Raw genomic sequence first — 19106 nt, 5'->3', positions numbered from 1 at the left:
CAGATGTAACGCCAATAGTTGCGATATCGCTCAGTGCTGACTGCACCGAACTCGGGGCTGGAACCTTACGGGGATGGGGGCAATTTCTATGTAGGGCAAATCTTCACAAGACGCGGGAAAGGTCTCTGCGTTCATCTATCTGATACAGAGCGAAAACATTCGTACAGACAGAACCACTCCAGGTAGGAATCATTTCAACAGTGCACAAAAAAGCCTGTCCGGCACAGGTCCGGACAGGCTTTTAAATAACGTCAGATACCGTTATTCGTGATATTGCGCCGACAGCTCATGCACCGCGCGCAAGAACGCACCGGCGTGTTCCGGATCGACTTCCGGGGTGATGCCGTGGCCGAGGTTGAACACGTGGCCGCTGCCCTTGCCGTAGCTGGCGAGAATCCGCCCGACTTCGGCACGAATGGCTTCAGGCTTGGCGTAGAGCACGGTCGGGTCCATGTTGCCTTGCAGCGCAACTTTATCGCCGACGCGAGAACGGGCGCTGCCGATGTCGCAGGTCCAGTCCAGCCCCAACGCATCGGCGCCAGCGTCGGCGATGCTTTCCAACCACAGGCCGCCGTTCTTGGTGAACAGGATGACCGGCACCTTGCGGCCTTCGTGCTCGCGGATCAGGCCGCTGACGATTTTGCGCATGTAGGCCAGGGAGAATTCCTGGTACGCCGCCGCCGAGAGGCTGCCGCCCCAACTGTCGAAGATTTGCACCGCTTGCGCGCCGGCCATGATCTGCCCGTTGAGGTAGCTGGTGACCGTCTGCGCGAGTTTGTCGAGCAGCAGGTGCAAGGCTTGCGGGTTGTCGTAGAGCATGGTTTTGGTCTTGCGGTAGTCTTTCGACGAGCCGCCTTCGACCATGTAGGTAGCCAGGGTCCACGGGCTGCCGGCAAAGCCAATCAGCGGCACGCGGCCGTTCAGTTCGCGGCGAATGGTGCTGACCGCGTCCATGACGTAGCCGAGGTCTTTGTGTGGATCAGGGATCGGCAGGGCTTCGATGTCGGCCATCGTGCTGACGACTTTCTTGAAGCGTGGACCTTCACCGGTTTCGAAGTACAGGCCCTGGCCCATCGCGTCGGGGATAGTGAGGATGTCGGAGAACAGGATCGCCGCGTCCAGCTGTGGATAGCGGTCGAGCGGCTGCATCGTGACTTCGCAAGCGAACTCCGGGTTCATGCACAGGCTCATGAAGTCGCCGGCCTTGGCGCGGCTGGCGCGGTATTCAGGCAGGTAGCGACCGGCCTGACGCATCATCCACACGGGGGTGACGTCTACGGGTTGCTTGAGCAGGGCACGAAGGAAACGGTCGTTCTTCAGGGCAGTCATGTCGGCATCCGGAAAAAAAGTGCGGGCATTTTCTCAGAGCCGGGCGCAAAAGGCACGGCAAGAGCCGCGCCTTTTGTCTATCGGGTCAATTTGTCGCGGTTTAATGCTCGATCTACGTTGACGCGACCGGCCCCTTCGCGGGCAAGCCTCGCTCCTACGGGTGTGTGATTAACCTGTAGGAGCGAGGCTTGCCCGCGAATGGAGCGACGCCGATCCAGCAGATTTACACGCCCAGGTAATCCAGGATCCCTTCAGCGGCATTACGCCCTTCGAAGATCGCCGTCACCACCAGGTCAGACCCGCGAACCATATCGCCACCGGCGAAGATTTTCGGGTTGCTGGTCTGGTGCTTGTACTGACCTTGTTCCGGCGCCACGACGCGGCCCTGGCTGTCGGTCTGGATGCTGAACTGTTCGAACCACGGCGCCGGGCTCGGACGGAAACCGAAGGCGATGACCACGGCGTCCGCCGGGATGATCTCTTCGGAGCCCGGGATCGGCTCGGGGCTGCGACGGCCACGGGCATCCGGTTCGCCGAGACGGGTCTCGACCACCTTTACGCCTTCGACGCGGTCTTCACCGACAATCGCGATTGGCTGGCGGTTGTAGAGGAATTTCACGCCTTCTTCCTTGGCGTTCTTCACTTCTTTACGCGAGCCCGGCATGTTCGCTTCGTCGCGACGATAGGCACAGGTCACCGACTTGGCGCCCTGGCGAATCGAGGTCCGGTTGCAGTCCATCGCCGTGTCGCCGCCGCCCAGTACCACCACCTTCTTGCCTTTCATGTCGACGAAATCTTCCGGCGACTTTTCAAAGCCCAGGTTGCGGTTGACGTTAGCGATCAGGAAGTCCAAAGCGTCATGCACGCCCGGCAGGTCCTCGCCGGCAAAGCCGCCCTTCATGTATGTGTAAGTGCCCATGCCCATGAACACGGCATCGTATTCTTCGAGCAGTTGCTCGACGGTCACGTCCTTGCCCACTTCGGTGTTCAGACGGAACTCGATGCCCATGCCGGTGAAGACTTCGCGGCGATTGCTCAGCACGGTCTTTTCCAGCTTGAACTCGGGGATGCCAAAGGTCAGCAGACCACCGATTTCCGGGTTCTTGTCAAACACCACCGGAGTCACGCCGCCGCGCACCAGCACGTCGGCACACCCCAGGCCGGCAGGGCCTGCGCCGATAATGGCAACACGCTTGCCGGTCGGCTTGACCTTGGACATGTCCGGGCGCCAGCCCATGGCGAACGCGGTGTCGGTGATGTACTTCTCGACCGAACCGATGGTCACCGCGCCGAAACCGTCATTGAGGGTGCAGGCACCCTCGCACAGACGATCCTGCGGACACACCCGGCCGCAGACTTCCGGCAGGGTGTTGGTCTGGTGCGACAGCTCGGCGGCCTGGAGGATGTTGCCCTCGGCCACCAGCTTCAGCCAGTTGGGAATGAAGTTGTGCACCGGGCACTTCCATTCGCAATACGGGTTACCGCAACCCAGGCAGCGGTGGGCCTGGTCGGCCGAATGCTGGGGTTTGAACGGTTCGTAGATCTCCACGAACTCTTTCTTGCGTTGACGCAACAGTTTCTTCTTCGGATCTTTGCGCCCGACGTCGATGAACTGGAAGTCGTTATTCAGACGTTCAGCCATGCTTCAAAACCTCATACACGACAGCTTCAAGCTACACGCTTGAAGCTGCAAGAAAATCAAATTCACCTGCTACACCGCGCGCCGCTTCAAGCTTGTCGCTTGAAGCTTGCGACTTGCAGCTGCGTCATTGCGGACTGGCACGAGTACTGGAGAGCAACGTTTTCAAGCTCGCCGCCTTAGGTTTGACGAGCCAGAAACGACGCAAATAGTCATCGAGGTTTTCAGCGAGGTTACGACCCCACTCGCTGTCGGTTTCCTCAACGTATTCGTTCAGCACGCGTTGCAGGTGGCTGCGATAGGCTTCCATCGCCTCACCGCTGATCCGCTGGATTTCCACCAGTTCGTGGTTGACCCGGTCAACGAAAGAGTTGTCCTGGTCGAGTACGTAGGCGAAACCACCGGTCATGCCTGAGCCGAAGTTGTAACCGGTCTTGCCCAGGACGCAGACGAAACCACCGGTCATGTATTCGCAGCAGTGATCGCCCGTGCCTTCAACCACGGTGTGTGCACCGGAGTTACGCACCGCGAAGCGCTCGCCTGCGGTGCCAGCAGCGAACAGCTTGCCGCCGGTCGCACCATACAGGCAGGTGTTGCCGATGATGGCACTGTCCTGAGTCTTGTACACGCTGCCCTTCGGCGGAACGATGACCAGTTTGCCGCCGGTCATGCCTTTGCCGACGTAGTCGTTGGCATCGCCTTGCAGATACATGTTCAAGCCACCGGCGTTCCACACACCGAAGCTCTGACCGGCCGTCCCATTGAAGCGGAAGGTGATCGGCGCACTTGCCATGCCCTGGTTGCCGTACTTGCGCGCGATTTCTCCGGAAATCCGCGCACCGATGGAACGGTCGCAGTTGCAGATGTCCAGGGCAAAATCGGCGCCGCTCATGTCGTTGATGGCCGAAGTGGCCAGATCGACCATTTTCTCGGCCAGCAGGCCTTTGTCGAACGGCGGGTTGCGGTCGACCTGGCAGAACTGAGGCTTGTCTGCCGGGATGTGATCGCTGCCCAGCAGCGGAGTCAGGTCCAGGTGATTCTGCTTGGCGGTCTGGCCTTCGAGGATGTCCAGCAGATCGGTACGACCGATCAGCTCTTCGAGGGAACGCACGCCCAGTTTGGCCAGCCACTCACGGGTTTCTTCGGCGACGTAGGTGAAGAAATTCACCACCATGTCGACGGTGCCGATGTAGTGATCCTTGCGCAGCTTCTCGTTCTGAGTCGCGACGCCGGTGGCGCAGTTGTTCAGGTGGCAGATGCGCAGGTATTTGCAGCCCAGGGCGATCATTGGCGCGGTGCCGAAGCCAAAGCTTTCGGCGCCGAGAATGGCTGCCTTGATCACGTCGAGGCCGGTTTTCAGGCCGCCATCGGTCTGTACCCGGACTTTGCCGCGCAGGTCGTTGCCGCGCAGGGTCTGGTGGGTTTCGGCCAGGCCGAGCTCCCACGGAGCGCCCGCGTATTTGATTGAGGTCAGCGGCGATGCACCGGTGCCGCCGTCGTAACCGGAAATGGTGATCAAGTCCGCGTAGGCCTTGGCCACACCGGCGGCGATGGTGCCGACGCCCGCTTCTGCCACCAGCTTCACCGAGACCAACGCCTTCGGATTGACCTGTTTCAGGTCGAAAATCAGCTGCGACAAGTCTTCGATGGAATAGATGTCGTGGTGCGGCGGCGGCGAGATCAGGGTCACGCCCGGCACTGCGTAACGCAGCTTGGCGATCAGACCGTTGACCTTGCCACCCGGCAACTGGCCACCTTCGCCGGGCTTGGCGCCCTGAGCGACCTTGATCTGCAGCACTTCAGCGTTGACCAGGTATTCCGGGGTCACACCGAAACGGCCAGTGGCAACCTGCTTGATTTTCGAGCTCTTGATGGTGCCGTAGCGCGCCGGGTCTTCGCCGCCTTCGCCGGAGTTGGAACGCGCACCGAGGCGGTTCATGGCTTCGGCCAGGGCTTCGTGGGCTTCCGGCGACAAGGCGCCGAGGGAGATGCCCGCGGAGTCGAAGCGCTTGAGCACCGATTCCAGCGGTTCGATCTCGCTGATGTCCAGCGGCGTGTCCAGGGTTTTGACTTTCAAAAGGTCGCGGATCATCGACACCGGGCGGTTGTCCACCAGCGACGTGTATTCCTTGAACTTGCTGTAGTCGCCCTGTTGCACGGCGGCCTGCAGGGTGTTGACCACGTCCGGGTTGTAGGCGTGGTACTCGCCACCGTGGACGAACTTCAGCAAACCACCCTGCTGGATCGGCTTGCGCGGGCTCCAGGCTTCGGTGGCCAGGGCTTTCTGCTCGGCTTCGATGTCGACGAAACGCGCACCCTTGATGCGGCTCGGCACGCCACGGAAGCTCAGGTTGCAGACTTCCTCGGACAGGCCGATGGCTTCGAACAACTGCGCACCACGGTACGACGTGATGGTCGAGATACCCATCTTCGACAGGATCTTGAGCAGGCCCTTGGTGATGCCTTTACGGTAGTTCTTGAACACCTCGTAGAGGTCGCCCAGCACTTCACCGGTACGGATCAGGTCGCCCAGCACTTCGTAGGCCAGGAACGGATAGACGGCAGAGGCACCGAAACCGATCAACACCGCGAAGTGATGCGGATCGCGAGCGGTCGCGGTTTCCACCAGGATGTTGGAGTCGCAACGCAGACCTTTTTCGGTCAGGCGATGGTGCACCGCGCCGGTCGCCAGGGACGCGTGGATCGGCAACTTGCCCGGGGCAATGTGACGGTCACTCAGCACGATCTGGGTGCGGCCGGCGCGCACGGCTTCTTCAGCCTGATCGGCGACGTTGCGCACCGCGGCTTCGAGGCCGACGCTCTCGTCGTAGTTGAGGTCGATGATCTGGCGTTCGAAGCCCGGACGATCGAGGTTCATCAGCGAGCGCCACTTGGCCGGGGAAATGACCGGCGAACTGAGGATCACGCGCGAGGCGTGTTCCGGCGACTCCTGGAAGATGTTGCGCTCGGCACCGAGGCAGATCTCCAGCGACATCACGATCGCTTCGCGCAGCGGGTCGATCGGCGGGTTGGTGACCTGGGCGAACTGCTGGCGGAAATAGTCGTACGGCGTGCGCACGCGCTGGGACAACACGGCCATCGGCGTATCGTCGCCCATCGAGCCGACGGCTTCATAGCCTTGCTCGCCGAGCGGACGCAGCACTTGATCACGTTCTTCGAACGTGACCTGGTACATCTTCATGTATTGCTTGAGCTGGTCGACGTCGTAGAACGCCGAACCGTGGTCGTTGTCTTCCATGGTCGCCTGGATGCGCAGGGCATTCTTGCGCAGCCATTGCTTGTACGGATGACGCGACTTCAAGCGGTTGTCGATGGCATCGGTGTCGAGGATCTGACCGGTTTCGGTGTCCACGGCAAAGATTTGGCCAGGTCCCACGCGACCCTTGGCGATCACGTCTTCAGGCTGGTAGTTCCAGACACCGATTTCCGAGGCCAGGGTGATGAAGCCGTTCTTGGTGGTGACCCAACGCGCCGGGCGCAGACCGTTACGGTCGAGCAGGCACACCGCGTAACGACCGTCGGTCATGACCACGCCGGCCGGGCCGTCCCACGGCTCCATGTGCATCGAGTTGTATTCGTAGAACGCCCGCAGATCCGGGTCCATGGTCTCGACGTTCTGCCACGCAGGCGGAATGATCATCCGTACGCCACGGAACAGGTCGATGCCACCGGTGACCATCAGCTCCAGCATGTTGTCCATGCTCGAGGAATCGGAACCTACGCGGTTGACCAGCGGGCCGAGTTCTTCCAGGTCCATCAGATCGTTGGTGAACTTGGTGCGACGGGCCACGGCCCAGTTGCGGTTGCCGGTGATGGTGTTGATCTCGCCGTTGTGCGCCAGGAAGCGGAACGGTTGAGCCAGCGGCCATTTCGGCAGAGTGTTGGTGGAGAAGCGCTGGTGGAACACGCAAATCGAGGTTTGCAGGCGCTCATCGCTCAGGTCCGGATAGAAGGCGGTCAAGTCCGCCGGCATCATCAGGCCTTTGTAAATGATGGTCTTGTGGGAAAAGCTGCACACGTAGTGGTCGGTGTCGGCGGCGTTGGCCACGGACGAGCGACGACGGGAGGTGAACAGCTTGACGGCCATGTCCTGGTCGCTCAGGCCTTCACCGCCGATGTACACCTGCTCGATCTGCGGCAGGCGCTCGAGGGCCAGGCGGCCGAGGACGCTGGTGTCGATCGGCACTTTGCGCCAGCCGACCAGGGTCAGGCCTTCAGCCAGGATCTCGCGGTTCATGTTCTCGCGAGCGGCTTCGGCTTTTACCGGATCCTGGTTGAAGAAGACCATGCCCACGGCATATTGCTTGGGCAGTGCGACGCCGAAGGTTTCCTGGGCGATCGCACGCAGGAACACATCCGGCTTTTGAATCAGCAGACCGCAACCGTCACCGGTCTTGCCGTCGGCGTTGATCCCACCGCGGTGGGTCATGCAGGTCAGGGCCTCGACGGCCGTTTGCAAAAGGGTATGACTGGGCTCGCCCTGCATATGGGCTATCAGGCCGAAACCGCAGTTATCCTTGAATTCATCTGGTTGGTACAGACCTGCTTTCATAGACACTTTCTCACCAGGCTGCCCCATATCGGGGCAAATTTCTTTTCAATTCAACCACTTGCCGTCCGCGCCGAACGTACGCCAGCTTTGCAGGGGCAAAAGGGAGGTCATTGTACACACCGACACAGAGGCTCACAAATTCGACGACGAAATGTCGTAAATCTATGTCGCATTTGTGAAAGGTTTAAAGCTATCTACCGTGCTAGTCAAAACATTTTTAATTTTGACCGCTACGACTCAAAGACTACTGTGACGCAGACACCACAAGGCACGCGGCCTGTGAGGCCAGCGCGCTTGCAGAAATTTTGAGGTGCCTGGAGAGGCGGCCTGGGTAAGGCCGCCGAATCTTCAGCGAGTTGCTGCCAGTTCCTGTTGGACGCTGGCGACAGTGCGAGGCCAAGGTTTACCAGCCTGAACCTTCGCTGGCAAGGCCTTGATGGCGGAAAGGGCTGCATCGCGGTTGGCGAAGTTGCCATAGGTGATGACATAAAGCGGTTTGCCGTTGAGCACTTTCTTGAAATAACGGTACTCGCCGCCCTGCTCTTTCACGAAGTTTTGCGCGGTCGCTTCGGAACTGGTGCCGAGGATCTGCACCACGTAGTTGCCCGGCGCTTGTCCTGCGTACCAGGTGCCACCAGCGGCTTTGGCCACGGTGACTGGCTTCTCCGCAGGCTTGGCGGCCGCAGCGGCTGGCTTGGCCGGGGCTGGGACTGGGGCCGGCTTCGCAGCAGGCGCCGGGGCTGGCTTGGCCGTCGCGACCTGAATCGGAGCAGGCGCTGGCTTGGCCGCCGATATCGGCGCCGGACCTGGCTGGACGCCGGCAGGCGGCGCAATCGTCGTAACGGTCGGCGGCGTAGCGCTGGATCCTTCTACCGGCACGCCGTCGTCGCCTTCGGTGATGCCGCCGGCCGCTTCGGCCAGGGGACCGCGCATGACCGGCTGCGAGTTACCGACCAGCGGCAACGGCATCGGTTGCGAATTACCGTTGAATTCCATGGTCGGAGCACCGTCGCTGTCAGGTTGCGGCGCGCCCTGACCGGGCGGCAGTTGTGCCTGTTCGCTGGAAGGTGCGCCAGTGGTCGGCGCTTTGCTGCGACCCGGCATCAACCAGGCGGCGGCTACCGCGACCACGACAACGGCGGAAATCGCCAATACGTGTTTCTTCGGCATATTGAACCCCATACTTGGACGCTTGACCGCTGAGCGGCTGGCAATCATGGCTTCGATCATTGCATCGCGGGCAACCTGGTTGATGGTGCCAGGCCAACCGTCGGAGCTTTCGTGAATATCAGAGATCTGTTTCGCGGTGAAAAGTTCGATACCCCGACCGGCGCCCTCGAGCCGCTGGTCCAGATATTCGCGGGTTTCCTCTTCAGTGTAGGGCTGCAACTCGATGACGTGAAAACGCTCTTCCTCAAGGCTCAACGCATCAAGCTGCGCAATCAGCGAGGACTCGCCGAACAGGAACACATGGGGACGACCTTCCGGCGCACCCGCGCCCAGGGCCATCAAAGCCTCCAGCGCGGACTCGTCGAGTTGCTCGGCATCATCCACCAGCAGGTAGACTTCCTGCCCCGTGAGCGCCAGTTGCACCACTTGAGCCAGAATCGCACCGATCTCGGGCTGCGCAACGTTCAACGCCTGAGCCACCTGATGCAGCACGCCGGTTGCGTCGCCGGCACCACGGGCGGAAACCACCACACTCTGTACCGACTGCTTGTTGGTACTGGCCACCAGGGCCTGACGCAACAGGGTCTTGCCACTGCCTTGCGGGCCGGTGACCACCAGCAGCAACTGGCTATAGCGCGCGAGGTGGTGCAGCTGTCCCAGCACCGGCTTGCGCTGGGCCGGGAAAAATTTGAAGCCAGGCACCCGTGGAGCGAAAGGGTCATGGCTCAACTGGTAATGGCCGAGGAACGCCTCGTCGGCATGCAAACTAGTCATCGGGATCTTATTAACCTTTAAGCTGAGCCAGGGCGCGGTAATCCGCCCCCAGCGTGGCCTGTAAAACCTCTTTCGGATAATCGTCGGTCACCACTGCTTCGCCCATGTGGCGCAGCAGCACCAGGCGTAAACGTCCGTCGATCACTTTCTTGTCAATTGCCATGTGTTCGAGAAAATCGGCTTCAGTCATCTCTTCAGGCGGGATGACCGGCAGACCGGCGCGCTGGAACAGGCGGATGCCGCGATCGCGCTCCTGCTCGCTGATCCAGCCCAGAAGTGCGGACATCTGCAAAGCCATTACGGTGCCAGCAGCGACTGCCTCACCATGCAACCAGACACCATAGCCCATATGGGTTTCGATCGCGTGGCCGAAGGTGTGACCCAGGTTCAACGTGGCACGAACGCCAGTCTCCTTCTCGTCGGCACCGACCACCGCCGCCTTGGCCGCGCAAGAACGTTCGATGGCGTAGGTCAGGGCGACCTGATCCAGGGCACGCAGGCGATCGACGTTTTCTTCAAGCCAGGTCAGGAACGGCTCATCGCAGATCAGCCCGTATTTGATGACTTCCGCCAGCCCGGCGGACAGCTCGCGGGCCGGCAGAGTGTTGAGGGTGGCGGTATCGATCAGCACCACGTTCGGCTGATAGAAGGCGCCGACCATGTTCTTGCCCAGCGGATGATTGATCCCGGTCTTGCCGCCCACCGAAGAGTCGACTTGCGACAGCAAAGTGGTCGGGACCTGGATGAAATCGACGCCGCGCTGGTAGCAGGCGGCAGCAAAACCGGCCATGTCACCAATGACGCCGCCACCGAGGGCAATCACCGTGGTGCGACGGTCGTGGCGTGCGGTCAGCAGGCCGTCGAAAATCAGCTGCAGGGTTTCCCAGGTCTTGAAGGCTTCGCCGTCGGGCAGGACCACGGATATCACCGAGAACGGTGCGAGGCTGCGGGTCAGACGCTCGAGGTAGAGCGGCGCAACGGTCTCGTTGGAGATGATCGCCACTTGCCGTCCGCGAATATGCGGGGCCAGCAGCTCAGGCTGATCCAACAAACCTTCGCCAATATGAATCGGGTAGCTGCGCTCGCCTAGATCAACCTTGAGTGTCTGCATGTGTCCCCACAGTGAAGATGGAAGCAGGCGTCCTGCCTTGAATTATCCAATATCCACGGCGCCTGCTGGTGTGACGCCGTTCGGTAGCCATCCGCCACAACCTTGAGCGGTCATGACAGCGCTCGAGGATAGCGCATTTCGCGCCGCGCTTTAACGGGGAGGTAGCTGCTGCAAGCGCTCGAGAATATCGAGCACGACCATTCGCGGCGGTCGCTCATCGGTTTCCACCACCAGATCGGCGATTTCCCGATAAAGCGGATCGCGAATCGCCAACAGGTCCCGAAGGGTCTTGGCCGGATCGGCGGTACGCAGCAGTGGCCGGTTGCGATCACGCGAGGTGCGACCGACTTGCTGCTCGACGGACGCGTGCAGATAAACCACCCGACCACCGGCATGCAGCGCCCGACGATTGGCTTCGCGCATTACCGCGCCGCCACCGGTCGCCAGCACCACGCCATCGCAGCCGCACAGCTCGGCAATAATCGCCTGCTCGCGGTCACGAAAGCCCGGTTCGCCTTCCTTATCGAAAATCCACGGGATATTGGCGCCCGTGCGCAGTTCAATTTCCTTATCGGAATCCTTGAACGGCAGGCGCAGCTCTTTGGCCAGCAAACGGCCGATGGTGCTTTTTCCAGCCCCCATCGGTCCAACAAGAATCAAATTTCGCACAGAATCAATGACTCACAGCAATCGCCTGATTGTTCATGATACGCGGAGTGAGAAATACCAGCAGCTCGGATTTTTTCTCCGAAACCACGTCACGCCGGAAAAGGCGGCCAAGATACGGCACATCGCCGAGAAATGGCACCTTATCTACAACCTTACTCTGAGTATTTGAGAAAACCCCACCAATAACGATGGTCTCGCCGTCATTGACCAGCACCTTGGCATTGACCTCGTTTTTCTTGATCGGCGGTACATCCTGGACCTTGTTCAGGTAATCCGGCTCGTCCTTGGTGACCTTGACCTCCATGATGATCCGGTTGTCCGGGGTGATTTGCGGCGTCACTTCCAGCGACAGCGAGGCCTCCTTGAACGATACCGACGTGGCGCCGCTGGAACTGGCTTCCTGATAGGGAATTTCAGTGCCCTTGAGAATTTTCGCGGTTTCCTTGTCGGACGTGACCACCTTGGGCTGCGAGACGATTTCGCCGTTACCGGTCTTTTCCATCGCGGTCAGCTCCAGGTCCAGCAACACGTTGTCAGTGATGAACGCGATGCCGAGCCCGGAGGTATTGCCAGCGGCGCCCAGGTCGACAAACGGCGAATTGGTGCTGGTGCTGCCCGGCGTACCAATGGTGGTCGACGAGCCGTTGCTGACCCCGGACGTGTTCCAGTTGCCCTTGTTCTGCACCGAACCGCCCCAGCGCACGCCAAGGCTTTTGTCGTAGTCGACATTGGCTTCGACGATTCGCGCCTCGATCATCACCTGCCGTACCGGAATATCCAGTTGCGCAACGATACGGCGAAGCTCGTCAAGGCGGTCCTGGGTCTGGTAGGCAATGATGTTGTTAGTCCGTTCATCCACGGTAATCGAGCCCCGCTCATCCGTTTCCGCCTGTTTGTTGGTCACTGACTTGAACAGCTCGGCGATGTCCTTTGCCTTGGCATAGTTGACTTGCAGCAGCTCGCGACGTAACGGCGCCAGTTCGGCAATCTGCTTCTGCGACTCGAGCTCCTGGCGTTCGCGCGCGGCAATCTCATCGGCGGGCGCTACCAGCAGCACGTTGCCGATCTTGCGTTTATCCAGGCCTTTGGTTTTCAGCACCAGATCCAGCGCCTGGTCCCACGGCACGTTCTGCAAACGCAGGGTGATGCCGCCCTGCACCGTGTCGCTGGCCACCAGGTTGAGGTTGGTGAAATCGGCGATCAGTTGCAGCACCGAGCGCACATCGATGTCCTGGAAATTCAGCGAGAGTTTTTCACCGGTGTAGGCGAAACGCTCGGCGTTGCGTTTTTGCAGGTCGTCGACGGTCATCGGCCGGATGCTGACCGTCAGCTTGTTGTCGGTCTGATAGGTCGAATAGTCAAAAGCACCGCTGGGCTCGATGCTGATGGTGGCCCGATCGCCCGTGGCGCTGGCATTGACGAACTGCACTGGCGTGGCGAAGTCCTTGACGTCCAGGCGCACCCGCAATGGCTCGGGCAGCTGTGTCCTGGCGAAACCGAGAATGATCTTGCCGTCGCGCTCCTGAATATCCGGGGCGATGGAGGGGTCCGACAGATCGATGACCACATTGCCTTCGCCCTGGGTGCCGCGCTGGAAATCCACGCCCCGGATGGCTTTGCCCACCGGCGCATAAGCCTTGGCCGGGGCTGGCGTTGCAGTGGCGGCACGAGGCGCACTGGCGGGCCGGGACGCGGCCTTCGCGGCGCCTTGCCCGACAACCACGAACAGCGTGTTGCCTTCGACCCGCGCGTCATACGGGGTCAACTGAGTCAGATTGATGATCAACCGCGTGCGGTCCTTGGCCTCCACTACCGTGGCGCTTCGGGCATTGCCGCCCCCCAGCTCACGATTCTTGCTCTTCAGTTGACTGACCACGCCGGGCAGATCCAGTGCAATCCGTGCCGGCGATTCCGTCGTGTAGCCTCGGGGCGTCGGGGGCGGTCCATCGAAGGACAACTTCAACTCGACGCGGTCTCCCGGTAACGCCGCGACATCCAGCGTCTTGAGGTTGGCCGCTAGTACCATCGGCGACAGCAGCGCTATCCATAGCGAAGTACCGAGGGTGGAGAAAATCCTGTTCATTATTCGAGTTCCACTATGAGTGCTCTTTCAAAGGGATGGTCCGCGGCCGCTCCAGCCAGGCGCCTTCGCCGTCTGGAACGATTTCGACCACATCGACCTGTGAGCCGCTGATGGCGACGATCCGTCCATCGTTACGTCCCAGGTAATCGCCGACTTTCAACCGATGCACACCGCCCGCTCCGCGCAGCAGCGCAAAGGAACCCGTCGCATTGGAGAGGGTGCCGACCATTTCAAACTGCTCGATGTTGAAACCTTCGAGGTATTGCTTGACCCGGCCAGGGTCGGGCTTGACGTTGCGCGAGCCGTGTTTCTGACCCGCCAGATCGACCCTGATCTGCCTGGAAAACGGACTTCTCAGGTTGGCGGCGCTGTAGGTGAATGTGGGGTAAGACCGGAATGTCGGGGTGGGTTCAATCTTGCCCGGCGCTCGCAAGCGCACTTCGTTCATGTAGGCATCGAGGTCACTGACGTCGTTGTCGCCGCCACAACCGGCCAGGCCGGCGATGAATACAATCATCGATACACAACGAATCGGGCTCATTTTTGCAGCCCGTTGTCGTTGTAGCGGTAAGTCTTGGCAAGGATGCTCATACGCAACCTCGGCCCGCCCTCGGGGTTGGCCGGCACAATCTCGAAGTCATGCAGGGTGACAATTCGTGGCAGTCCCGCTACGCCACTGACGAAGGTGGCCAGGTCATGGTAGGCACCGGTGACGGTGATCTGGATCGGCAGCTCGATGTAGAACTGCCGGGAGGCCTCCGGCAACAACTTGATCTCTTCGAACTCCAGGCCACTGCCCAGGCCGGTGCGTGTGATGTCCTCCAGCAGGCCGGGTACTTCGGTGTCACTGGGCAATTGCCGCAGCAGCACGCCAAAAGAGTTCTCCATTTCCTTCATCTGCTGGGTATACAGTTCCAGATTCGCTGCCATGTGGGCTTTGGTGGCGAATTGCTCCTTGAGTGTCGACTCTTCCTCGCGCTTGAGATCGAGGTGATCCTCCAGATCGCTGACGTAAAAGCTGTACCCCAGCGCCAGCACCAATACCATCAGCAGGACAGCCACCAATGCCTTGATCGCCGGCGGCCAGGAGCCCATGTTGTTGGTATCCAGATCGTTGATATCGATCTTGCGCAGGCCTTCGAACCATTCGGACAGCCTCATTTGGCGCTCTCCACAGCCGGCTGGGTCTGACGAACAGTCAACTGAAAAACATTGGCCTGCTCCAGCTGACCGGCGGTGGTCGCTTTGACTTCCGTGAGGTTGGGCGCTTCGAACCAGTCGGACGCATCCAGATTGCGCATCAGGTCTGAAACTCGATTGTTGGATTGCGCCGCGCCTGCAATGGACAAGGTTTTGCCGGCCATTTTCACTTCGGTGAAGTAAACGCCATCCGGCAAGGTACGCGCCAACTGGTCGAAGATACGCCCGCTGATGGGACGATTGCCTTGCAGGTCCTGGATGATGCGCATGCGCTCGACCAGTTGCTGGCGTCGGGCCTTGAGGTCGCTGATCTTGTTGATCCGCTCATCGACCACGGCAATCTGCTTGCCGATGTAGTCGTTACGGGCGATTTGTCGATCGATGGCGCCTTTGATGAGCTGGTCCGCAATCAGCACCGCCCCCACCGAACCCACCAGCACACCGACCAGCGCCAGCAAAAAGCGCTTGCGACGCGCCTCACGCAGCTCCTCGCGCCAGGGTAGAAGATTGATCCGCGCCATCAGTCGAAACTCCTGAGGGCCAGCCCGCAGGCAATCATCAATGCCGGGGCATCACTGGCCAGGGCACCGGCGTTGACCTTGCTGCTCAGGGTCATATCGAAGAAGGGGTTGGCCACTTGCGTGGGTGTGCCCAAACGTTGCTCGATCAACCGGTCCAGCCCCGAGACCGAAGCGGTACCGCCGGCCAACAGAATGTGATCGACCGAGTTGTACTGACCGGAGGCGAAGAAAAACTGTAATGAACGGGACACCTGCTGCACCAGCGCCTCGCGAAATGGCTGCAGTACCTCACTGACGTAATCGTCCGGCAGACCGCCCTGTTTCTTCGCCAGCCCCGCCTGCTCGAGCGTCAGTCCATAACGCCGCTGGATTTCTTCCGTCAGCTGACGACCGCCGAACAATTGCTCGCGGGTATAGATGATGCGCCCGTTGTGCAGCACGCTCAGCGTGGTCATGGTGGCACCGATGTCGACCACCGCCACCGTCAGTCCCTCTTGAGAGGCCGCCAGATGACGCGTCAGCAGGCCGTACGAACGCTCCAGCGCATAGGCCTCGACGTCGACCACCCGAGCTGTCAGGCCGGCCAGGGCCAAGGCTGCTTCACGAACTTCGACATTCTCCTTGCGACACGCCGCCAGCAGCACATTGACCCGCTCGGAGCTGCGCGCCGACACGCCCTGGACTTCAAAGTCGATCGCGACTTCGTCCAATGGATAAGGGATGTATTGATCGGCCTCGATCTTCAGCTGGTTTTCCATCTCGTCGTCGGAAAGACCGGCATCCATCTCGATGGTCTTGGTGATCACTGCGGAACCGGCCACGGCCACGGCGACGTTCCTGAGGCTGGTCTTGGCCTTGAGCAGCACGCGTGAAAGCGCCTGGCCCACGCCTTCGAGTTCGGCGATATTTTTCTCGACCACCGCGCTTGAGGGCAGCGGTTCAACCGCATAGGCCTCGACCCGATAGCGATCGCCCTGGCGGCTCAGCTCCAGCAGCTTTACCGACGTGGAACTGATGTCGATCCCCAGAAGCGTATTGGCCTTTTTATTGAAGAGTCCTAGCACTACCCATTCCCTATGACTTTCCGTGAGTTACGGACTCCGTAATATGCATTGCGTTCAAACCACCCGTCTTGACAGCAGCGCAAATGACGCCCTCGACGGAAAAATGCTTATAATGCCCAGCGTTTTTTTCAGCTTTTACTTCAAGCGCGGGTCGTTCCCTGTTTACCTGAACCCTGAGCCTAATTCATTCTTTGCCCTGGATATCCAAAAGCCTTGATTCGTCTGCTGAAATTTTTCGGGTGGTCCATCGTCGCCGTCTTCTGCGGACTGCTCCTTGGTCTGAGCGGCGCGTTTCTATACCTTAGCCCCGGACTGCCCTCCGTGGAGGCACTGAGAAGCATTCAGTTGCAGATCCCCTTGCGGGTGTATAGCAGCGACGACAAATTGATCGCTGAATTTGGTGAAATGCGCCGCACACCGATCCGTTTTGCCGACATCCCCCCCAATTTCATCAATGCCTTGCTCAGCGCCGAAGACGACAATTTCGCCAACCACTACGGCGTCGACCCCAGCAGCCTGATGCGAGCCGCCACTCAGCTGATCAAGAGCGGACACATCCAGTCCGGTGGCAGCACCATCACTATGCAGGTTGCGAAGAATTTTTTCCTCACCAGCGAACGCAGCTTCTCGCGCAAGACCACCGAAATCCTCCTGGCCCTGCAGATCGAACGGCAGCTGACCAAGGACGAAATCCTTGAGTTGTACGTGAACAAAATCTACCTGGGCAACCGCGCCTACGGCATCGAGGCAGCGGCACAAGTCTATTACGGCAAGTCGATTCGAAACGTCAGCCTGGCACAAATGGCGATGATCGCCGGCCTGCCCAAAGCACCGTCGCGCTTCAACCCGCTGGCCAATCCGGCCCGCAGCAAGGAGCGTCGCGACTGGATCCTGGGGCGCATGTACAAGCTGGGCAAAATCACCGAAGCCGACTACACCACTGCGGTCAACGAGCCGCTCAACGCCAGTTATCACGTACCGACCCCGGAAGTGAATGCCCCGTACATCGCTGAAATGGCTCGCGCCGAAATGGTCGGGCGCTATGGCAGCGATGCCTATACCGAAGGCTTCCGCGTCACCACCACGGTGCCGAGCAACCTGCAGGAAATGGCCAACACCGCGGTCCACGAAGGCTTGATGACCTACGATCAGCGTCATGGCTATCGCGGCCCCGAGTCACGCCTGCCGGGCAAGACCCGCGAGGCCTGGGCTACCGAACTGACTAAACAGCGCACCATCAGCAGCCTTGAGCCGGCCATCGTCATTCAGGTCGACAAGACCGGCCTGCAAGTGCTGACCCGCACCGGGGAAGGACACGTCAGCTGGGACACCATGAAATGGGCGCGTCCGTTCCTGAACACCAACAGCATGGGCGCCAATCCCAAGCAGCCGTCGGATGTGGCTCAGGTCGGCGACCTGATTCGCGTCCAGCGCCAGCCAGACAGCTCACTGAAGTTCAGCCAGATTCCGCAAGCCCAGGGCGCACTGGTGTCCCTCGACCCGCAGAACGGCGCCATCCGTTCGCTGGTCGGCGGCTTCGCTTTCGAGCAGAGCAACTACAACCGCGCGCTCCAGGCCAAGCGTCAGCCGGGCTCGAGTTTCAAGCCGTTCGTCTACAGCGCCGCGCTGGATAATGGCTACACCGCCTCCAGCCTGGTGAACGACGCCCCGATCGTATTTGTCGACGAATACCTGGACAAGGTCTGGCGCCCAAAGAACGACACCAACACTTTCCTCGGCCCGATCCGCATACGCGAGGCGCTCTACAAGTCGCGCAACCTGGTGTCGATCCGTCTGCTGCAAGCACTGGGCGTGGACCGCACCATCGACTACATCAGCAAGTTCGGCTTCAACAAACAGGACCTGCCGCGCAACCTGTCCCTGGCCCTGGGTACCGCCACCCTGACGCCCATGGAAATCGCCACCGGCTGGAGTACTTTCGCCAATGGCGGCTACAAGATCACCCCGTACATTATCGACAAGATCGAAAGCCGCAACGGTGACACGCTGTTCGTCGCCAACCCGCCAAGCGTTCCGAAAGGCAATGCAGTCAGCGACGGCATCGCGGCCCCGGTCCCGGCTGCCGACGCTTTCACCGTCAGCGCAACGCCAGGCGAAACCTTGACTGCCCAGCCAGCGCCTCCCACACCGGCCGTGGCCGAACGCATTGTCGATGGCCGCACCACGTTCATCCTCAACAGCATGCTTGAGGACGTCATCAAACGTGGCACCGGCCGCCGCGCCCTGGCCTTGGGTCGCAGCGACATTGCAGGCAAGACCGGCACCACCAACGAATCCAAGGACGCCTGGTTCTCCGGCTACAACGCCGACTACGTGACCACCGTCTGGACCGGCTTCGACCAGCCTGAAAGTCTTGGTCGCCGGGAGTTCGGCGGCACGGTCGCGCTGCCGATCTGGATGAGCTACATGGGCGCCGCACTCAAAGACAAGCCGCCCCATACGCAGCAAGAACCGGAAGGCATCCTCAGCCTGCGAGTCGACCCGATCAGTGGCCGTGCAGCCTCCCCAGGCACCCCAGGCGCCTACTTCGAACTGTTCAAGGCCGAGCACACGCCAGCGTCGGCCAACGAACAGGGCAACGGCAATGCGCCGGGCAGCCCGCTGCCAGCGGATGAAGCGGCACCGATCGATTTGTTCTGATCACCGCACACTGAAAAGCCCCGCCCTCGAAAGAAGTGCGGGGCTTTTTAGTATTTGGTTCCTGTCAGGCAGCCTTCGCGGGCAAGCCTCGCTCCTACAGGTTGCACGCGATATCAAAATTGGCGCGTAACCCGTAGGAGCCAGGCTTGCCCGCGAAGAGGCCCTTACAAACGATACAAAACTCTCAGATACAAAAAAGCCCCGACTCAGAGTGAGCCGGGGCCTTTGGCTGAAGCGCTACAACGGCTTAGCCGTTGAACACATCATCCACGCTTTTGAGCGGGTAGTTCTTCGGATACGGCAGGGTCGCCA

General features: G+C 60.4%; 13 protein-coding genes. 1 reads left to right on the top strand and 12 read right to left on the bottom strand.

The window, feature by feature from the left end:
• Window positions 1–261 precede the first annotated feature (261 nt).
• The 11 genes from hemE to F8N80_RS02025 form a co-directional block, all read right to left on the bottom strand.
• The gene (gene hemE, locus F8N80_RS02080) at window positions 262–1329 is read right to left on the bottom strand and encodes a uroporphyrinogen decarboxylase (protein ID WP_150748630.1); all 1068 of its coding nucleotides are present in this window, start codon (window positions 1327–1329) and stop codon (window positions 262–264) included.
• Between the two features lie 223 nt (window positions 1330–1552).
• Window positions 1553–2971 (bottom strand): FAD-dependent oxidoreductase, encoded by a 1419-nt coding sequence (locus F8N80_RS02075; protein WP_064675513.1) that lies wholly within the window; start codon window positions 2969–2971, stop codon window positions 1553–1555.
• A 124-nt stretch (window positions 2972–3095) separates the two neighbouring features.
• Window positions 3096–7541, bottom strand: coding sequence for a glutamate synthase large subunit (gene gltB / locus F8N80_RS02070; RefSeq protein ID WP_150748631.1), 4446 nt, complete (start codon window positions 7539–7541; stop codon window positions 3096–3098).
• A gap of 348 nt (window positions 7542–7889) precedes the next feature.
• Window positions 7890–9485 carry an AAA family ATPase gene (locus F8N80_RS02060; protein WP_150783124.1) on the bottom strand — a complete coding sequence of 532 codons (1596 nt, stop codon included), beginning with the start codon at window positions 9483–9485 and terminating at the stop codon, window positions 7890–7892.
• Between the two features lie 10 nt (window positions 9486–9495).
• Entirely contained in the window at window positions 9496–10596 is a 1101-nt protein-coding gene (gene aroB / locus F8N80_RS02055; RefSeq protein ID WP_064675510.1) for a 3-dehydroquinate synthase, read from the bottom strand.
• A gap of 150 nt (window positions 10597–10746) precedes the next feature.
• Window positions 10747–11265, bottom strand: coding sequence for a shikimate kinase AroK (aroK, locus tag F8N80_RS02050; RefSeq protein ID WP_150749052.1), 519 nt, complete (start codon window positions 11263–11265; stop codon window positions 10747–10749).
• 4 nt (window positions 11266–11269) lie between these two features.
• Window positions 11270–13348, bottom strand: a complete 2079-nt coding sequence (pilQ, locus tag F8N80_RS02045; protein ID WP_150783123.1) for a type IV pilus secretin PilQ — start codon at window positions 13346–13348, stop codon at window positions 11270–11272.
• A gap of 13 nt (window positions 13349–13361) precedes the next feature.
• The gene (locus F8N80_RS02040) at window positions 13362–13889 is read right to left on the bottom strand and encodes a pilus assembly protein PilP (RefSeq protein WP_150749050.1); all 528 of its coding nucleotides are present in this window, start codon (window positions 13887–13889) and stop codon (window positions 13362–13364) included.
• Entirely contained in the window at window positions 13886–14509 is a 624-nt protein-coding gene (gene pilO / locus F8N80_RS02035; RefSeq protein ID WP_150749049.1) for a type 4a pilus biogenesis protein PilO, read from the bottom strand. Before pilO ends, F8N80_RS02040 begins: the two co-directional genes overlap by 4 nt.
• Window positions 14506–15069 (bottom strand): PilN domain-containing protein, encoded by a 564-nt coding sequence (locus tag F8N80_RS02030; RefSeq protein WP_150783122.1) that lies wholly within the window; start codon window positions 15067–15069, stop codon window positions 14506–14508. Before F8N80_RS02030 ends, pilO begins: the two co-directional genes overlap by 4 nt.
• Entirely contained in the window at window positions 15069–16133 is a 1065-nt protein-coding gene (locus F8N80_RS02025; protein WP_150749047.1) for a pilus assembly protein PilM, read from the bottom strand. Before F8N80_RS02025 ends, F8N80_RS02030 begins: the two co-directional genes overlap by 1 nt.
• Window positions 16134–16349: 216 nt before the next feature.
• Between F8N80_RS02025 and F8N80_RS02020 the strand changes: the two genes are divergently transcribed.
• Window positions 16350–18794, top strand: coding sequence for a penicillin-binding protein 1A (locus F8N80_RS02020; RefSeq protein WP_440131174.1), 2445 nt, complete (start codon window positions 16350–16352; stop codon window positions 18792–18794).
• A 247-nt stretch (window positions 18795–19041) separates the two neighbouring features.
• Here F8N80_RS02020 and F8N80_RS32085 read toward each other — a convergent pair.
• On the bottom strand, window positions 19042–19106 hold a 65-nt coding region (locus F8N80_RS32085), incomplete at its 5' end, for a hypothetical protein (RefSeq protein WP_440131173.1).

It is taken from the genome of Pseudomonas fluorescens, from assembly GCF_902497995.1.
GTDB classification, from domain to species: Bacteria; Pseudomonadota; Gammaproteobacteria; order Pseudomonadales; family Pseudomonadaceae; genus Aquipseudomonas; species Aquipseudomonas fluorescens_BK.
This window is presented reverse-complemented; position numbering and strand designations above follow the sequence as displayed.